We start from the raw sequence: 18,213 nt of genomic DNA on the forward strand, positions 1-18,213 counted from the left end.
GGAATTTTGAAGATGCTGCAAGTCGACAAGCTGCACCAGTACTACGGCGGTAGCCACATCCTGCGGGGCCTGACGTTTGAGGTGAAGGTCGGCGAAGTCACCTGCCTGCTCGGGCGTAACGGCGTGGGCAAGACCACCTTGCTCAAATGCCTGATGGGTTTGCTGCCGGCCAAAGAAGGCGCGGTGAACTGGGAAGGCAAACCGATCACTGCGTTCAAGCCGCACCAACGGGTGCATGCCGGCATCGCTTACGTGCCTCAGGGCCGGGAAATTTTCGGCCGGCTGACCGTGGAAGAAAACCTGCTGATGGGCCTGTCGCGGTTTCCGGGTTCCGAAGCCAAAGAGGTCCCGGCGTTCATCTACGAGCTGTTCCCGGTGCTGCTGCAAATGAAGCAACGGCGTGGCGGTGACTTGTCCGGCGGTCAGCAACAGCAACTGGCGATCGGCAGGGCACTGGCCAGTCGTCCACGGCTGCTGATTCTCGATGAGCCCACCGAAGGCATCCAGCCGTCGGTGATCAAGGAAATCGGCGCAGTGATCAAAAAGCTCGCGGCCCGTGGCGACATGGCGATTTTGCTGGTGGAGCAGTTCTACGATTTCGCCGTCGAGCTGGCCGATCAATACCTGGTGATGTCCCGGGGCGAGATCGTGCAGCAGGGTCGTGGCGAAAATATGGAAGCCGAAGGTGTGCGTGGACTGGTTACGATCTAACCTGCAGCCTTCTGACGATAAATTAGACGATATGAATTTACCTCTCCCCACTGCGCTGTTTACCCCGAGCTGGCATGCCGAGCTGGAGCTGGGCTACGCCCGTTTCGGCGCCAGCACCCGCCCGGTGCAGCGCCGTCATCAAGGCCCGCTGCGGGTGCAGAAGCACTTGTATGCCGAAGGCCCCGAGGTGTGTCAGCACATCATCGTCCACCCGCCGGGGGGGATTGCCGGCGGTGATCGGCTGGATATATCGGCCAGCGTCGGCACGCACGCCTGGGCGCAAATCACCAGCCCCGGCGCCGCCAAGTGGTATCGCGCGGCCGGGCCGGCTTATCAGAAACTCGACTTGCGCGTTGCCGCCGGTGCTACGTTGGAGTGGCTGCCGCAAGAGACGATTATCTTCAGCGCCGCTCAGGCTGAACTCAGCACGAGCATTGATCTTGAGGGCGATGCCCGGTTGTTCTACTGGGACGTGGTAGCGCTGGGGCGTCCGGCCAGTGGCGAGCGCTTCGACCTCGGGCACTTCCAGGCCCACCTGGATATCCGCCGCGACGGCCAGTTGCTCTGGCACGAACGCCAGCGCATTGCCGGGGATGACGGTTTGCTGGACTCGCCGATCGGGCTGGATGGGCAACCGGTGTTTGCGACGTTGCTGGTGACCGGAGAAATTGATAGTGAATTGCTGGAGAAGTGCCGCTCGCTGCCCAATGAGGTGCGCGGGGATCTGACGCAGCTGCCGGGGCTGTTGGTCGCCCGGTGCCTGGCCAGCGAGGCGCTGTTGGCACGGGGCTGGCTGATTGATTTATGGCGATTGCTCCGGCCGGCGTTGCTCGGCCGCGAAGCCGTCCCGCCCAGAATATGGGCCACCTGAATACGCTCCTACAGAAGACTTTTTAACTGCCGATTATGGATTTCTACGATGGACCTGACCCCACGCGAAAAAGACAAGCTGCTGATCTTCACCGCCGGCCTCGTGGCCGAGCGGCGTTTGGCTCGCGGCGTGAAACTCAATTACCCGGAGGCCATGGCCTATATTTCCGCGGCGCTGCTCGAAGGCGCGCGTGACGGCCAGACCGTGGCCGAGCTGATGCACTACGGCACCACCCTGCTCAGCCGCGAACAAGTGATGGAAGGCATCCCGGAAATGATCCCGGAGATCCAGGTCGAAGCGACGTTTCCCGACGGCACCAAACTGGTCACCGTTCACCAACCGATCGCCTGAGGCCGCGCCATGACTTACCACATCCGCGATGCGCTGCACGCCGATCTGCCGGCGATCCGCGACATCTACAACGATGCCGTGCTCAACACCACGGCGATCTGGAACGAACAAGCCGTAGACCTGGGCAACCGCCAGGCCTGGTTCAGCGCGCGGCAAGCCCAGGGCTATCCGATTCTGGTGATCGTCGACGGCGACGACAACGTACTCGGCTACGCTTCATTCGGTGACTGGCGGCCCTTCGACGGGTTCCGCCACACAGTCGAGCACTCGGTGTACGTGCGCAACGACCAGCGTGGCAATGGCCTCGGCCCGCAACTGATGGCAGCGCTGATCGAGCGCGCCAAAGGCTGCAACAAACACGTGATGGTCGCCGCCATCGAAAGCGGTAACGGCGCCTCGATCCGGCTGCACGATCGGGCCGGTTTTGTCGTCACCGGCCAAATGCCGCAGGTGGGTACCAAGTTCGGCCGCTGGCTGGACCTGACCTTCATGCAACTGATCCTCGACCCCGGCGCAATGCCACCCGGTTCCCACAAGGAGTGATGCCCCATGAACGCCGCCCAACTGCGACGCGTCAACGTTGAAAGCTTTGCGCACTATCGTCAGGGATTGATTGATCTGCTGCTCGACGCCGTCGGCTATGGCGCCAGCGTCGGGTTCATGGCGGACCTGGACACCACTCAGGCCCGAGCCTATTTCGACGAAGTCCAGGACAACCTGAACAAAGGCAACGTGCTGCTGTGGGTGGTGGTCAAGGACGAACAGGTACAGGCCAGCGTGCAACTGAACCTGTGCCAGAAAGCCAATGGGCTGAACCGCGCCGAAGTGCAGAAACTGCTGGTGCGTGAACACGCCCGTCGTCGCGGCCTGGGCCAGCAGTTGATGAATGCCCTTGAGCTTACGGCCCGCCAGCACAAGCGCGGCATGCTTTACCTCGACACCGAGGCCGGCTCCCCCGCCGAAGACTTCTACAAGGCCCTGGGTTACACCCGTGCCGGCGAAATTCCGGACTACGCCTGCGACCCGAACGGGCGCTACAAACCGACTGCCCTCTACTACAAGATTCTCCAAGGAGCCCAGTGATGATTCCCGGTGAGTACCAGATCCAGTCCGGCGACATCGAGCTTAACGTGGGCCGACGCACTCTCAGCCTGAAGGTGGCCAACAGCGGCGACCGGCCGATCCAGGTCGGCTCGCATTATCACTTCTTCGAAACCAACGACGCGCTGACCTTCGACCGCGCCGCCAGCCGTGGCATGCGCCTGAACATCCCCGCCGGCACCGCGGTGCGCTTCGAACCGGGGCAGAGCCGCGAGGTCGAGCTAGTGGACCTGGCCGGGCATCGCCGGGTGTTCGGGTTTGCCGGCAGGATCATGGGCGACCTCGACTGACACGCAAACCCTGTGGCGAGGGAGCTTGCTCCCGCTCGAGTGCGAAGCGCTCGCAACACAGCTGGTGCGATCTATCTGAATAATCGGAGCGGCAGATTTTACGACTGCTGCGCAGCCGAACGGGAGCAAGCTCCCTCGCCACAATGGACCGCGGACTACCGCACTTCACTTTCAAGGCAAGCGCATGAAAATCTCAAGACAAGCCTACGCCGACATGTTCGGCCCCACCGTCGGTGACAAGGTCCGCCTGGCCGACACCGAACTGTGGATCGAAGTGGAACAGGACTTCACCACCTACGGCGAAGAGGTGAAATTCGGCGGCGGCAAGGTCATTCGCGACGGCCAGGGCCAAAGCCAACTGCTGGCACGCGATGTCGTCGACACCCTGATCACCAACGCGCTGATCATCGACCACTGGGGCATCGTCAAAGCCGACGTCGGCCTCAAGGACGGGCGTATCGCGGCCATCGGCAAGGCCGGCAACCCGGACATCCAGCCCAACGTCACCATCGCGGTCGGCGCCAGCACCGAAGTGATTGCCGGTGAAGGCATGATCCTCACCGCCGGCGGCATCGACACGCACATCCACTTTATCTGCCCGCAGCAGATCGAAGAAGCGCTGATGAGCGGCGTCACCACCATGATCGGTGGCGGCACGGGACCGGCCACCGGCACCAACGCCACCACCTGCACTTCAGGGCCGTGGCACCTGGCGCGCATGCTCCAGGCCGCCGATGCGTTCCCGATGAACATCGGCCTCACCGGCAAGGGCAACGCCAGCCTGCCGGAACCCTTGATCGAGCAGGTCAAGGCCGGCGCCATCGGCCTCAAGCTGCACGAAGACTGGGGCACCACCCCGGCGAGCATCGACAATTGCCTGACCGTGGCTGACCAGTACGATGTGCAGGTGGCGATTCACACCGACACCCTCAACGAGTCCGGCTTCGTCGAAACCACCCTCGCCGCCTTCAAGGGCCGCACCATCCACACCTACCACACCGAAGGTGCCGGTGGCGGTCATGCGCCGGACATCATCAAGGCCTGCGGTTTCGCCAACGTGCTGCCGAGCTCGACCAACCCGACCCGGCCGTTCACCCGCAACACCATCGACGAACACCTCGACATGCTGATGGTCTGCCACCACCTGGACCCGAGCATTGCCGAAGACGTGGCTTTCGCCGAAAGCCGCATCCGCCGCGAAACCATCGCCGCCGAAGACATCCTCCATGATCTGGGCGCCTTCTCGATGATCAGCTCCGACAGCCAGGCCATGGGTCGCGTCGGCGAAGTCATCACGCGCACCTGGCAGACCGCTGACAAAATGAAAAAACAGCGCGGTCCGCTACCCCAGGACGGTGAAGGCAACGACAACTTCCGCGCCAAACGCTACATCGCCAAGTACACGATCAACCCGGCGATCACCCACGGCATCAGCCATGAAGTGGGCTCGATCGAAGTCGGCAAGTGGGCGGATCTGGTGCTCTGGCGCCCGGCATTTTTCGGGGTCAAGCCGACGTTGATCCTCAAGGGCGGTGCCATTGCGGCTAGCCTGATGGGCGATGCCAACGCGTCGATCCCGACGCCGCAACCGGTGCACTACCGCCCGATGTTCGCCAGCTACGGCGGCTCACTGCACGCCACCAGCCTGACCTTTATCAGCCAGGCGGCACAGGAAGCCGGTTTGCCTGAAGCCCTGGGCCTGAAGAAGAAAATCGCCGTGGTCAAAGGCTGCCGCGATGTGCAGAAAACCGATTTGATTCACAACGATTATCTGCCGAACATTGACGTTGACCCGCAGACTTATCAGGTCAAGGCCGACGGTGTCTTGCTCTGGTGCGAGCCAGCGGATGTGTTGCCGATGGCTCAGCGTTACTTCCTGTTTTGAGATTCGGTCAGGCATAAACCCGGCGCGAGGGGTGTCATTCTTCGTGCCGGGTTAGCTGTTTCTCAGGTCAATCCGTTGCTGGTGCGTTCATAAAGGCGATGTCCACCCTTTGCAGTTTCGCCCGATCCATCGCCTGTTGGGTCAGGGTTTTAAGCAGCGTTTTCATCTCGATATCGATCAGGTTCAACTCGGCGGCATAGGCTTCGTCAGTCATGACCTGGCCCGGAGCAATTTCGCTTTCCAGCTTACCCAGTTCAGCGGCGAGTACCCGGAGCTCCTGCTTCAGATCGGCCTTTGCCTGCAACGAAAGGTTCGGTTCGGAGGCCCTCTTTTCAAGCGCCATGTAAAACTCCGTCGTTGCATCGATTCGGCGCCTGAAGACCTTGAAGGCGCTTCGATTCGAGCCCTGGAGATACGTTTCCCAGAACGGCTGTTCGATGATCGAGTCACGCAGTAAATCGCCGGCTTCCAGTTCCAGGACCCGCCGATATGCACTCTCGATCATCTCGGGAGTCACACCGGTGTGCGTGCGAAATTGCAAATCACGGGACTGCCAGGGCAGGTCCAGTCGCTCCGCCAGATCCGTCATGTAAGCCAGGTGAACCTCGACCTCATCGATGCTTCCCCGGACTCGGCCGTTTGCATCGACATCCCTGAATTGCTCACCGTTCTCCAGGCGCTCGGCGACCACTTTGTGGGCGATCCGGCTCAACTCGTCCAGACGCGACTTGCCTCTGGCCAGTTGCACCAGTTCGGCCTCCACCAGGCTCGGGTTGGCCAATGCGTAAGCCTCATGGATCAATACTTCTACGCCCATCGAATTGAACAACTGCGCCCCGGCGTCAACACAGTTAGTGACCTCGTCCCGGCCCATGACAAATAGATTGCGCCGCAGCGTGCTGTCCTTGGACATGGCGTCCAGCATTCGCCACAGCTTGCTCGTCATATCCGCCCGGAAGGCTTTATCGTTCTTGAAATGGACGGATTCGGTCAGTTTCCTGATCTGATTAAAAAAGGGCACCGAGCCAAACTCATCCTCAACGCTGTTCCATGCCTCTTGCCTGGCGACCCATTCGGGCCGCGTCAGGCCTTCCTCCCAATTCAGACTGTCGCGAACACCACGGGGCGGGTAAGGGCGATCAGGGTCCATGCCGACAGACTGGATGTACTCTCTGAGCGTCTGCAGATTGAAACGCGGCAACCATCGCTCATCGCGACTCAAGAGGGTGCGAGCCAACAGCTCCGCTTCAGCGGAGCCACGCCTGACCATGGGAATATAGGTAAGCTCGTTACGCCGCAAATCCAGGTAAAAGTGGCGGTATCGCGGCTGGGAAAACAGCCCGTCAGGCCAGGTTCGAATACCGGTATCGGCAAGCAGCACGGTATGTAATCTGCGCATGCCGCCAATGTCCGGAACCTGCCGCAACGGGTTTCCTTGCAGGTCCAGGGTTTCCAGACGGGAAAGATTCCTCAGACCGGCGATCGACTGCGCGTTCAACTCGATTCGATTGTTCCTGAGGCTTAACTCCGTCAGTCCACGCGCTCGCCCCACCGCACGGGGAAGCTGTGTGAGCTGGTTGTCGTGCATGTCCAGCGAGCACAAACGGGGAAAATGATCGAGAAAAGACACCTGTGCATCGGCAAACCCGGTCCCGGACACATGGAGTCTGGTGACGTGGGCAAAATTGCCTTCCAGGGCAGGCATCGTCTGCAGAAGGTGCCCCAGCGGCATGCTTTCGAGGTTGAGCACATCGCCTCGCAGATTGCCAAGCGGCCCCAAATCGCGTAACCCGGTTCGCTGCCAGCACTGCCGAATGGCTTTGTACAGGGTGTTTCTGGACTGCCACTCAGCCCTCCCGGCCGAGCTATACCTGAAGGCTTCGGTCGGCGAATCCAGCCAGCGCTGGAAATTGGCGTTGAGGCGATTGAATTCGGCTTCAAGTGCACTTGCTCGCTGCTCTGGGTGGCCGCCCTGACCGCCGGCATCCAGATAAGCCTGAGCTTCGGCCTCCGTCCAACCCGGGCGCACACTCCTGACCCGCTCCTGTGGTGTCAGTCGTCCGGTGAGTCGCTGAATGCCTGAAGAAGCTTGCATACCACCGCGCAACTTCATCGTCTCGGGATCGTAGGTGGGCTTGCGCAAAGGATTTTCCACCAGCATCAGACGCAGCTTGTCACGAGCCAATGGCGCATTTTGAACAGTGCGCTTGAGCATCGCGCCCTGGTTGATCTCATAGCCCAGTGCTCTGCGCTCAGCGTCAGGCAGGGCGTGCAATACCGATGAAAACAGATCATCGGCACCGTGCAGGTGGTGATCATCGGCATCCCGCGCTTCATACCCCTCATCCGTGCTGATCAGCACTTTGCGCACCGGCGCGTCTTCAGGGCCAACACTGTCGCGCACACGGCCAGTCAGCGAGTGTTCGCGAATTTCGATGCGCACATCGCCCGGCCAGTTCGGCAAGGTTTCCAGGGTGTGTAGTGCCAGCCTCTCTGTGTCCAGTGCATGCAGTGAATCAAGGAAAAGCCCTTCATAGGCACGCGCCAGACGCAACTCCAGCAAAGCGGCTCGCACCTGTTGCCGCAAGTGCAACCCAATGTGCTTTTGTTCGGCAAGCGCCTTCAAGTCAGCGGGTTCAGCGGCGCTCAGCAGTTCCTCGGCCATGCGGGTGGGCAATTGGGAATAGGCGTTCTGAAGCACCAGCACGCCGGCATTGCTTGAGCGTTGCAGGCCATTCCCGGGCAGTTTTCCCGTGTCCGTCCATGTTTTGAACCGGTTGATCTCATCGATCAGCAACGCTGGCGGCGCTTCGTTTTCGACATGCAGCCGACGCAATATCGCTTCTTCAACACCACTGGCAATACGGATGTGTTCAAGCATCGCATCATCGAACGCATCGACGATTGTCCCCAAACGTCGCATGAGCTGGGCCTTGGTCCATTCAACGGGACGGTCGAACTCGGCATGCCAGGTACCGGCATTGTTGTGCTCGAGTTTTGGCTTGTAGGCCGTCGGCCGGCCGGGATGCTGGATTCGCGATTGACCCGTCTGCGGATCGTCTTGTACGGCGAAATATCTGCCGTCACGCGACAGAAACTCCTGACCGTCATGCCGATGCAGGCCTCGCTCGTTAAGCGTTGAATCCGGAGCCAAATCGACCTGATGCTCATAAGGGTTCAAGTCAGGATTCCACAAACGGGTCTTGCCGTCGTCAAGCACGACCGGCTTCAACTGGTCGATAAACGTCGAAGGCTTGATCGCTGCCGCCGCGCCCGTCGGTAGAACATGCCCTGCCCCCATGATTGCCAGCTGGGCAGCATTGATCAGGACACCGCACAGAAGCGCCGCCGCTTCATCCTTGTCTCCCTTGCTCCAGTCCTCGATGCCCTCCATGGTTTCGAGCACCATTTGCCCGACCATGATGCCCAGCATGGCTTCTCCCAAACCCGGTACCAGCATCGCGCCGAAGTTGAATACGTTCCAGCCGATACTCGCGTAACTGTTCAATCGCGCCCAACGGGCGTTGGCATCTTCGTCGTCAGTGGGAACGGCAATGTGTCGCGCATCCGCGATGGCCTTTTCACACCGCCATCGACCGAGCGCAGGCCAAAGCAAACCGTCAATCACGTTGGTGATCGGCTCCGCATCGGGGTTCTCCACCGCCGTCTCCCGCCACCACGGCCCCATGTTCAAAGGTTCACGCTGCTGCCAGGTGAAGGTGGTAAAGCGTTCTCTGACGCGAGTGAAAAACCTGCCCTTGTCTTTTTGCGGCACGAACCGGCTGAAGAATTGTTGATAGTCCGAGGAGCGCAGCTGACTCGTCAGTTCCTTCATGAAATCAGTGAAGGAGCCGTATTCTTTCAAGGGATGATCAGGGTCATCAGGCACATAGGCAATCAGGGGGCCCTCAAGCCGACTTTGCTTATAAACATCTTCCCTGCGCAGCATTTCCTCGACAACGCCGCTGGGGCCGTTGGCAAAAAAGGCCTTGAGTAGTTTGAACTGGTCAAACTCTTGCCCGGGCAAAATTGCCAATCGCTGCGCCCACTCCATCATTGTTCTTTGATGTACCGGGACCAGACTGTCATAAAGTTTTTTTATTTGCGTTGGATCAGCCACGGCACTGAACAGCACAATACCGGTTAACTTCACACCCATCAGTGTCAAGCGATGAGACTGTAAAGGGCGATGCCCCATCAAGACAGTTGCCTGGTTTTCCCGCAGTTGCTTTAGTTTCCCATATGCATAAGAGGTGATATCGCCCTTCAAGTACGCAATTAATGCCGATTCACTGAACGCGGCCTTTTCGGTCCCGATGAAGTGCTGCTCAAGGGACGCCTTCGCATCAGCCCGGGCCGGGTCCAGCAAACCGGTAATGTGCCGCTGATACTGCGCACCGAGATCCAGCTCCCGGCAAAGACTCGCGAAACTTTCGACGGTCAACGGATGGCGCTTCAGCGCACCTTCGGCATCGGTAACGAAAATGCCGGAGCCGTCGCGAAAGGCGCCTGCACGGGTGTCAGCGTCCTCGAAGTTGTGCAGCGCGGCCTCCATCAGGGTGGACTGCCTGAGCCGGCTGGCTTGGGTATCGATGCCAAAACCCAGCGGGGCTGGAATATAAAGCCGTACTGTAGTTGCCTGGACATCCAGGTCCAGGTTCCGTTTTTCTTTCAGCGCTTGAATGAGCAAGGGTTCAGCGAATGCATTGATGTCCTTTTGTAAATCCCCCAAGACGTCATCGAGGTTGTCTTGCAATCGCCAGCGCTCACTGATGAGTTCCTTGAGATACTGACGGTCGATAGCGCTGGCCTTGACGTACCACTCGGGAAAGTCGGGTGGCTGGCTTGCATTTGATACAAGTCTTGATACCGATGGTTTCTTTATTAACGCCGGAACTTTGGTTGCAAGATAATTCAGATAAATGTTTTCGCTGACAGCGAAAGCTGGAGAAGCGTCCAAAACAGATCCTTCTGATATTTCATTCATTACGCATGTATCCCTATGCGATCAACAGAACACCTAGCTTATTCAATAGCGAAAAAAACAAAAGCTCAAATAGTTGTTGGAAAACAGCGACAAAACAAACAACACCACTCAACTTGAGAATCTAAAAAATAATTAAATACCACCCGCAAAATTCACAAGCCTGATCCGCCTTGTCAGCGGTAGTTTTTACCCGCCGGCAAAGGGGCTAAGATGCCAAGAGTTTCCAGTCAGGTACCGGCCATGCGCTTATCCGAATTCATCAGGCAACACGTGGACCGTATCGTCGATGAATGGGAACAGTTCGCCAGAACGATCGCCCCGGCGGCCGAGTACATGGATCAAGCAGCCTTGCGCGACCACGCCAAGGCGATTCTGCTGGCTGCCGCGCGAGACATGTCCACTGCACAAACTGCCAACGAACAACAGGCCAAAGCCAAGGGCGAAGGCCCGGAGAAGACCCCGAGCCTGGACAAGGCCGGCGCCAGCCATGGCGAGCTGCGTCATACCGTGGGTTTCGACCTGGTGCAGATGACCAGCGAATTTCGCCATTTGCGTGCCTGCGTGATCCGCCTGTGGGTCAACAGCCTGGACGCCCCCGACATCGCCTATTTCCAGGACATGATCCGTTTCAACGAGGCCATCGACGAAGCCCTGGCCGAATCCACCGAGGCTTATGCCGAGCAGGTCAATCGCTCCCGGGACATCTTTCTGGCGATCCTCGGCCATGACCTGCGCGCACCGCTGCAAGCAGTGAGCATGTCCACGGAAATGCTGCTGCGCAAAGCCGCTCTCGAAGGCGACGCGCTGACGTGCGCAATCCATATCCAGCGTGGCGCGCGGCACATGGCGGTGATGGTCAGCGATTTGCTGGAGCTGGTCCGCAGTCGCCTGGGCAAGCGCCTGCCGATTGAACCGGCGCCCATGGACCTGGCCGAGACGGCGCGCGAAGCGATTGCCCAAGCCTGCGCGGCTCATCCGCAATGCGATCCGACATTGAGCGTCGAAGGTGATACCCAGGGTGTATGGGATGGCCGAAGGCTCGCTCAAATGCTGCAGAACCTGATCGGCAATGCGTTGCAACACGGTTCGAACCACTGCGCGGTCAAACTGACCCTCAGGGGTGAAACGGACAACATTCGCCTCACCGTGCACAACGACGGTACGCCGATTCCACCCGAGGCGATCGGCACCATCTTCGATCCGCTGGTACGCAGTGCCGATGAAGAACTCGGCGCGCCGAGCACCAGCCTTGGTCTGGGGCTGTTCATCGTCAAGGAAGTGGTTGATGCCCATGAAGGGACGATCGAGGTCAGTTCCAGCGCCGAGCAGGGCACGCTGTTTACCGTGGTGTTGCCCAGGAAGGTGTGACGCCTTGGGACCGCTGTGGCGAGGGGGCTTGCCCCCGTTCGGCTGCGCAGCAGTCGTAAAATCGACGCATGCGGTCAGTCTGAAAAACCGCGATGACCGGATTTGGGGTCGCTACGCAACCCAACGGGGTGGTGCGGCGTTCCGACAAGCCCCCTCGCCACAGGTTTAGTGTTTACAGCTACTCGATCACCAGCCGCCCCAACCGCTGCTTGAGCATGCGGTTCTCGGCCCGCAGTTGCTGGACTTCTTCAAGCAGGTCCAGCGCCAGGGCGACGCCTTCCCATTCCAGCTCCAGCTCGCGCCGCAGCTTGGCGGCGCGCTTGGCCAAGGTCAGTTCATAGTCGGTGAAACGCCAATCCTTGGGCACAGCCCCCTGCGGTTCGAGGATGCCGTGTTCAACGATCTCGATCACATGCACGTCCGACAATTCGGTCGCCTCGCAGAATTCTGCCAGGTCCAATTGAACGATCACGGGGTCGCTCATGATTGGGCTCCTCCTTATCTCGGAATCAAAAATTCTCTCGCGGATCAAAAGCAGCTTTCTTCGCCAACTCCTCCCACAACGCCTTGACGTCATGGTCGAGTTTTTTCGGCATCACCGCCTTGAGCTGCACGAACAGGTAGCCACGGTGGCCTGCCTTGTGCAGCAGGCCGTGGCCCTTGGCGCGCATGCGCTGGCCATTCTGGCTGCCGGCCGGCACCTTGAGGTTGATCTTGCCGGTCAGGGTCGGCACCGCGACTTCGGTCCCCAGCGCCAGCTCCCACGGTGCCAGCGGCAAGGTGATGATCAGGTTCTCGCCTTCGACGTCGAATTTGGGGTGCGGCGCAAAACGAATGGTCAGGTACAGGTCGCCATTGACCCCGCCACCGATGCCCGGTGCGCCCTGGCCCTTGAGGCGAATGCGCTCGCCGTCGGTCACGCCGGCCGGGATCTTTACGTTCAGGCTTTTGCTGGTGTTGCTGACATGCTGGCCGGCAGCGTTGTAATGCGGCACCTGAAAGCTGACCTTCTTCGATTCGGTCGACAGGGTTTCTTCCAGAAAAACCGGTAATTCCATTTCCACGTCTTGCCCTCGACGCCCGGCGCTACGGCCCGACCGTCCACCACCACCGAAACCCGGACCACGGTTGCCGAAGATCGAACTGAAGAAGTCCGAGAAATCGCCCGTGTCCTGACCACCGCCACCGAAACCACCACGACTCTGCCAACCCGGCGGGCCCTGGAACGGCTGGCCATGGTGACCGTATTTGCGCAAGTCGTCGTATTCGGCGCGCTTGTCGGCGCTTTTCAGCGCTTCATAGGCTTCGGACGCGTCCTTGAATTTGGCTTCGGCGTCCTTTTCCTTGCTGACATCGGGGTGGTATTTGCGCGCCAGCTTTCGATAGGCGGCCTTGATCGCCTTATCGTCCGCGGTCGGCTCCACACCGAGAATCTTGTAATAGTCTTTGAAGTCCATCGAGGGAATCACCATCCATTATCGAAATCGCGCCGCTCGGCACAGCATGCTCTTGTGTGCAGCGCCTTGATTGACCGATCTCAATTGTGTGACCGGGCAGCGCATCAGAAGTTTATCGGCAGCAGGGCGCGGTTCTTGCAGTCGCCCAGGCATTGCCAAACCTATGCAGGGAAGTTTGGGGGTGATGGACCATCTTTCAAGCGCTGATCGATGCGATTTAACAGATAGTCGGCCTTCGAATCTGCGCCGCACTGACATACACTGCGCGGCCGTTTTTTAACCGGAACCTGAAAGACATGAAAAACGCATCTCCAGCCCGTGCCTGCGGTATCGACTTCGGCACGTCCAACTCCACCGTCGGCTGGCTGCGCCCCGGCATGGAAACGCTGATCGCGCTGGAGGACGACAAGATCACCCTACCCTCGGTGGTCTTCTTCAATATGGAAGAACGCCGCCCGGTGTACGGCCGGCTGGCGCTGCACGAGTACCTGGAAGGTTACGAAGGCCGGCTGATGCGCTCGCTCAAGAGCCTGCTGGGTTCCAAGCTGATCAAGCACGACACCAGCGTCCTCGGCACGGCGATGCCGTTCAAGGACCTGCTCGGGCTGTTCATCGGCCAGTTGAAGAAGCGCGCCGAAACCGCCGCCGGTCGGGAGTTCGAGGAAGTGGTGCTGGGCCGTCCGGTGTTTTTCGTCGATGACGACGAGGTGGCCGACCAGGAAGCCGAGAACACCCTGGTGGACGTGGCCCGCGCCATCGGCTTCAAGGACGTCTCGTTCCAGTACGAGCCGATCGCCGCGGCGTTCGACTACGAGTCGACCATCGAAAAGGAAGAGCTGGTACTGATCGTCGACATCGGCGGCGGTACGTCGGACTTCTCCCTGGTGCGCCTGTCCCCTGAGCGACGCGGGCACGACAACCGTCACGACGACATCCTCGCCACTGGCGGCGTGCACATCGGCGGGACCGATTTCGACAAGCAGCTGAGCCTGCAAGGCCTGATGCCGCTGTTCGGCTACGGCAGCCGCATGAAGAGCGGCGCCTACATGCCCACCAGCCATCACATGAACCTGGCGACCTGGCACACCATCAACTCGGTGTACTCGCAGAAATCGACCCTGGCCCTGGGCAGCATGCGTTACGACATCGAAGACACCGGCGGCATCGATCGCCTGTTCAAGCTGATCGACCAGCGCGCCGGGCACTGGCTGGCGATGGAAGTGGAAGAGACCAAGATCCAGCTGACCCACGCCGACAGCCGTCATGTGCCGCTGGATCGCATCGAGTCCGGTTTGAGTGTGGAACTGACTCGTGCGCTGTTCGAATCAGCCATCGACAATTTGCTGGAGCGGGTGCGCAACAGCGTGACCCAGCTGCTGAACGACGCCAATGTGCGGGTCGATCAGGTGGATACGGTGTTCTTCACTGGCGGTTCGAGCGGGATTCCGGCGCTGCGCAACAGCGTCTCGGCGATGTTGCCGAACGCGCAGCATGTGGAAGGCAACATCTTCGGCAGCATTGGCAGCGGGTTGGCGATCGAGGCGGCCAAGCGTTACGGCCCGATGGATTGACCTGAAACCCAGTGGCGAGGGGGCTTGCCCCCGTTGGACTGCGCAGCAGTCCCTTCTTTTGGAGATAAGGGGGGCCGCTTCGCGACCCAACGGGGGCAAGCCCCCTCGCCACAGTAGATCAACACTGGATCAAACCATCCCCACCTGCTTCAACTCACTCTTCAGGTACGCGTAATAAATCGGCCCCGCCACCACCCCCGGCAGGCCGAACGCGGCTTCGAACACTAGCATCGCCAGCAGCAACTCCCACGACTTGGCACTGATCTGCCCGCCTACGATGCGCGCGTTGAGGAAGTATTCGAGCTTGTGGATAAAGATCAGATACCCCAGTGCCGCCACCGCCACCCAGATCGACAGCGACAAGCCGACGATGGTGATCAACGTGTTCGACATCAGGTTGCCGATCACCGGCAACAAGCCGAGCAGGAAGGTCAGCACGATCAGGGTTTTGGTCAGCGGCAGCTTGATCCCGAACATCGGCAGGACCACCGCGAGGAAAATCCCGGTGAAAAAGGTGTTGAGCAGGGAAATCTTGATCTGCGCGAAGACGATGTTGCGAAACGCCTGGACCAACAGATGCAAGCGGTCGAACAGCGCCGCAGCCAAGGGCTTGCGCTTGGTCAGGTCCGGCACGCGCTGCAAGGCGATGATCGCCCCCAGCACCATGCCGATCAGCAGCGTCACGAACATGTGCGCCGCGTCCTTGCCCACCAGTTGCAAGTCGCTCAAGTGCTTGCTCATCCACTCACCGATGGCCACCCGGAACTCGGCGGCACTGGCCGGCAAATAAGCGTCGATGAACGGCGGCAGCTGCCCGCGTGCGCGGTCGACCACACCCATGAATTTGTCGAGGGAAGCACCGGGGTTTTCCGCCTCGTGCAGCAGAAAACTGATCGCACCGGCAAAGATCAGCGCCAGCACACTGACCACCAAAGTCCCCAGTAACGCCACCGCCAGCCAGCGCGCGCGGCGGCCTTCGATCAGCCGTTGCAATTGCGGCGTGAGCATGTTGACCAGTTCAAACACCAACAACCCGGCCAGCAGGCTGGGCAGCAATCGCAGAGGGATCACCAGCAGCAAACCGCCAAAAATGATGACCCAACTGATGAGCAACAAGACCTGACGCTGAGAAAACGCTGACATACAGCCTCAAAACGAACGACGTAAAAGGATTGGCAGTCTGCCAGCGTTCCGGCGCCGAAGCGAGCGGATGACTCACAAGCGGCGTCGCCCCGAAAAGTTCGCAGCCTGCGGCAGCACCCACAGGCGCGTAGGAACTGCCGCAGGCTCGGGCCGCGTTCGGACGATCTTTTGATTTTTTACTTTTTCTTCAGGCACTCGCTCATGAACGCTTTGCGCGCATCGCCCTTGAGGGCCTTGGTGGCGGCATCGGCGTTGCAGGTTTTCATTTTTTCTTGCTGAGGAGTCAGGGGTTTGGCGGCATCGGCGGCCGGCGCGGCTTTGAGGCAGGTGCTCATGAAGGCTTTGCGCTCGTCGCCTTTAAGGCTCTTGGCGGTAGCGTCGGCATTGCAAGTGGTCATCTTGTTCTGTTGGGCAGTGGCAGCAAAACCCTGAGAGCAGAGCAGCAGACCGATCATCAACAACGGGGCACGCAACATCTTCATGGAGTTTTCTCCTTGTTACCGCACCGATGGGTACGGCCTCGCTCTGGAGTGTAGACAAAGCCTGTTACACGTTCACCTGCTATCAAGGTGGCTGCGCCGATACTGTTCCGGCGTGCACCCGGCCTGGCGCTGAAACATCGCGATAAACGCCGAGCCGGTGCTGTAACCCATGTCGAAGGCGATTTCCTGAATGCTGCGATGGCTGTCCAGCGCTTCGATCGCCGCCAGAAACCGCAACCGTTGCCGCCATTCACCGAAACTCATGCCCAATTCGCGAACAAACTGCCGGGCCAACGTGCGTTCGCAGACGTGAATCTGCCCGGCCCAATACGCCAACGGCCGGTTATCCCCGGGCTCGGCCTGCAAGGCTTCCAGAATGCCAAGTAACCCGGGGCTGCTGGCGTAGGGCAAATAGCACTCATGCATTGGCGCCTGTTGCAGTTGGTCCACCAGCACTTGAGCCAGACGCTGATCCGCGTCGTGCTCGGGAATTTTCACATCGCGGGCGGCGAAGTCTTTCAGGATCGCCTTGAGGATGTCGCTGATCGCCAGGGTGCAGGCCTGTTGCGGTAGATTGCGGCACAGCGTCGGCGCGAGGCAGACCGCGCGATAGTTGATCGGCTGATGGCTATAGAAACTGTGTTCGGTCCCGGGCGGCACCCACACCGCGTATTGCGGCGGTGACATGAAACGGCTGCCATCGACTTCCATGTGCAACACGCCATGGGCCGCGTACTCCAGCGTGCCCCACGGATGCCGGTGAGGCGCAGCGTATTCGTGGGCGTTGAAGTCGGCATAGCGGAAATACACCGCCGACGGCAGTTCGCTGAAATCCAGCAGGTCGATGTGTTTACTGTTCATGCTGTCCGGAATCAGGGGCAGATTGTCTGGATCGCAGTATAGGCTTGCATCCAGACAGACGGATAATTGCCCCTCATTAACGTTCTGGCTTTTTCCCGATGCAATACGCTTATCCCCTGCTGGCCATCTTCATTTGGGCTGGCAACACCGTGATCAACAAACTCGCGGTGGGCGCAATCTTCCCCGCCGAAATCGGCTTCTACCGCTGGCTGCTGGCCGGGATTCTGTTCACGCCTTTCATGCTTAAGCCGGTGATCGCCCATTGGCCGGTCATACGCCCAAACCTGGGGAGGATCTTCATCCTCGGCGTACTCGGCATGGCGGTTTATCAGAGCCTGGCCTATTTCGCTGCAACACTGACGTCGGCCACCAACATGGGGATCATTCTGTCGCTGATGCCGTTGATGTCGCTGGCCATGGCGATAGTCAGCCTCGGCCAACGCCTGACCGCCGGAGCCCTGGCCGGTGCGGTATTGTCGTTTGCCGGTGTTCTGGTGGTGGTGTCGTCCGGCAGCCTTGGCGCGTTGCTGGAGCACGGGGTGAACCTGGGCGACGCGATGATGCTGATCGCCACGCTGGCGTATGCGGTTTACAGCACCTTGCTGAAAAAGTGGCAGCTGCGCTTGCCGCCGCTGGTGTTGCTGTATTTACAGGTGCTGGTGGCGGTGGTGGTGCTGTTTCCGCTGTTCCTCGCCTCACCGAAAATCGGCCCGACCCTGCATAACATTCCGCTGGTGCTTTACGCCTGTCTGCTGGCCTCGATGCTTGCGCCGCTGGCGTGGATGCAGGCCGTGGTACGCCTGGGCCCGAGCCGGACCACGCTGTTTTTCAATCTGCTGCCGTTGATTACGGCGCTGATTGCGGCGGTGGTGCTGCATGAGCAGTTGGCGTTGTATCACCTGGTGGGTGGGGTGCTGACGTTGGGTGGGGTAATTCTTTCCGAGCGCTGGACCACCACGTTGGGCCGCGCATAACCCTTTGTGGCGAGGGAGCCTGCTTCCGCTCGAGCGCAAAGCGGTCGCATTCTGGTGGGGGGGTGGCGGGCCCCCCGGCGCCAGCAACCCCGCCCCCGGGGGTTAAAGCCAGGCGCCGTCAACCCCCCCGCCGGCGCGCCAAACCACCCCCCCCCCACCCC

Annotated in this window: 16 protein-coding genes; 10 read left to right on the forward strand and 6 right to left on the reverse strand. The window is 60.0% G+C overall.

Going from position 1 to position 18,213, the window contains the following annotated elements:
* Window positions 1–12: 12 nt before the first annotated feature.
* The 7 genes from urtE to ureC all read left to right on the forward strand — a co-directional run bounded on the left by urtE (window position 13) and on the right by ureC (window position 5,209).
* A complete protein-coding gene (gene urtE / locus ACCC96_RS24020) occupies window positions 13–711 on the forward strand; it encodes an urea ABC transporter ATP-binding subunit UrtE (protein ID WP_413697095.1) in 699 nt (232 codons plus the stop codon).
* 31 nt (window positions 712–742) lie between these two features.
* On the forward strand, window positions 743–1,582 hold the full coding sequence (locus ACCC96_RS24025) for an urease accessory protein UreD (protein ID WP_413697096.1): 840 nt from the start codon (window positions 743–745) through the stop codon (window positions 1,580–1,582).
* A gap of 48 nt (window positions 1,583–1,630) precedes the next feature.
* Window positions 1,631–1,933 (forward strand): urease subunit gamma, encoded by a 303-nt coding sequence (ureA, locus tag ACCC96_RS24030; RefSeq protein ID WP_007937143.1) that lies wholly within the window; start codon window positions 1,631–1,633, stop codon window positions 1,931–1,933.
* A 9-nt stretch (window positions 1,934–1,942) separates the two neighbouring features.
* Entirely contained in the window at window positions 1,943–2,476 is a 534-nt protein-coding gene (locus ACCC96_RS24035) for a GNAT family N-acetyltransferase (RefSeq protein WP_258672225.1), read from the forward strand.
* Window positions 2,477–2,482: 6 nt separating this feature from the next.
* Entirely contained in the window at window positions 2,483–3,016 is a 534-nt protein-coding gene (locus ACCC96_RS24040) for a GNAT family N-acetyltransferase (RefSeq protein WP_413697097.1), read from the forward strand.
* The gene (locus ACCC96_RS24045) at window positions 3,016–3,324 is read left to right on the forward strand and encodes an urease subunit beta (protein ID WP_019650651.1); all 309 of its coding nucleotides are present in this window, start codon (window positions 3,016–3,018) and stop codon (window positions 3,322–3,324) included. The genes ACCC96_RS24040 and ACCC96_RS24045 overlap by 1 nt, the downstream gene beginning before the upstream one ends.
* A gap of 184 nt (window positions 3,325–3,508) precedes the next feature.
* Window positions 3,509–5,209, forward strand: coding sequence for an urease subunit alpha (ureC, locus tag ACCC96_RS24050; RefSeq protein ID WP_413697098.1), 1,701 nt, complete (start codon window positions 3,509–3,511; stop codon window positions 5,207–5,209).
* 67 nt (window positions 5,210–5,276) lie between these two features.
* Here ureC and ACCC96_RS24055 read toward each other — a convergent pair whose 3' ends face one another.
* The gene (locus tag ACCC96_RS24055) at window positions 5,277–10,196 is read right to left on the reverse strand and encodes a dermonecrotic toxin domain-containing protein (protein WP_413697099.1); all 4,920 of its coding nucleotides are present in this window, start codon (window positions 10,194–10,196) and stop codon (window positions 5,277–5,279) included.
* Window positions 10,197–10,436: 240 nt separating this feature from the next.
* Here ACCC96_RS24055 and ACCC96_RS24060 point away from each other — a divergent pair, with 240 nt between their 5' ends.
* Window positions 10,437–11,564, forward strand: coding sequence for a sensor histidine kinase (locus tag ACCC96_RS24060; RefSeq protein WP_413697100.1), 1,128 nt, complete (start codon window positions 10,437–10,439; stop codon window positions 11,562–11,564).
* Window positions 11,565–11,742: 178 nt separating this feature from the next.
* Here ACCC96_RS24060 and ACCC96_RS24065 read toward each other — a convergent pair whose 3' ends face one another.
* Together ACCC96_RS24065 and ACCC96_RS24070 are read right to left on the reverse strand one after the other, a co-directional pair.
* Complete coding sequence (locus ACCC96_RS24065) at window positions 11,743–12,048, reverse strand: chaperone modulator CbpM (RefSeq protein ID WP_413697101.1); 306 nt, start codon at window positions 12,046–12,048, stop codon at window positions 11,743–11,745.
* A 25-nt stretch (window positions 12,049–12,073) separates the two neighbouring features.
* Window positions 12,074–13,021: a DnaJ C-terminal domain-containing protein gene (locus ACCC96_RS24070; protein WP_413697102.1), complete on the reverse strand. Its 948-nt coding sequence runs from the start codon at window positions 13,019–13,021 to the stop codon at window positions 12,074–12,076.
* Window positions 13,022–13,317: 296 nt separating this feature from the next.
* On the opposite strand from ACCC96_RS24070, the gene ACCC96_RS24075 reads away from it, so the two are divergent.
* On the forward strand, window positions 13,318–14,592 hold the full coding sequence (locus ACCC96_RS24075) for an Hsp70 family protein (protein ID WP_019650657.1): 1,275 nt from the start codon (window positions 13,318–13,320) through the stop codon (window positions 14,590–14,592).
* A gap of 129 nt (window positions 14,593–14,721) precedes the next feature.
* Here the strand turns inward: ACCC96_RS24075 and ACCC96_RS24080 are convergent, their stop codons facing one another.
* The 3 genes from ACCC96_RS24080 to ACCC96_RS24090 form a co-directional block, all read right to left on the reverse strand.
* Window positions 14,722–15,735: an AI-2E family transporter gene (locus ACCC96_RS24080; RefSeq protein ID WP_018928460.1), complete on the reverse strand. Its 1,014-nt coding sequence runs from the start codon at window positions 15,733–15,735 to the stop codon at window positions 14,722–14,724.
* A gap of 176 nt (window positions 15,736–15,911) precedes the next feature.
* Window positions 15,912–16,217, reverse strand: a complete 306-nt coding sequence (locus ACCC96_RS24085) for a PsiF family protein (protein WP_105340437.1) — start codon at window positions 16,215–16,217, stop codon at window positions 15,912–15,914.
* Between the two features lie 72 nt (window positions 16,218–16,289).
* Window positions 16,290–17,078 (reverse strand): AraC family transcriptional regulator, encoded by a 789-nt coding sequence (locus ACCC96_RS24090; protein ID WP_413697103.1) that lies wholly within the window; start codon window positions 17,076–17,078, stop codon window positions 16,290–16,292.
* 98 nt (window positions 17,079–17,176) lie between these two features.
* On the opposite strand from ACCC96_RS24090, the gene ACCC96_RS24095 reads away from it, so the two are divergent.
* Complete coding sequence (locus tag ACCC96_RS24095) at window positions 17,177–18,052, forward strand: DMT family transporter (RefSeq protein ID WP_018928463.1); 876 nt, start codon at window positions 17,177–17,179, stop codon at window positions 18,050–18,052.
* Window positions 18,053–18,213 lie beyond the last annotated feature (161 nt).

Origin of the sequence: Pseudomonas sp. Pseusp11, assembly GCF_047304405.1 — a bacterium.
Taxonomy (GTDB): Bacteria; Pseudomonadota; Gammaproteobacteria; order Pseudomonadales; family Pseudomonadaceae; genus Aquipseudomonas.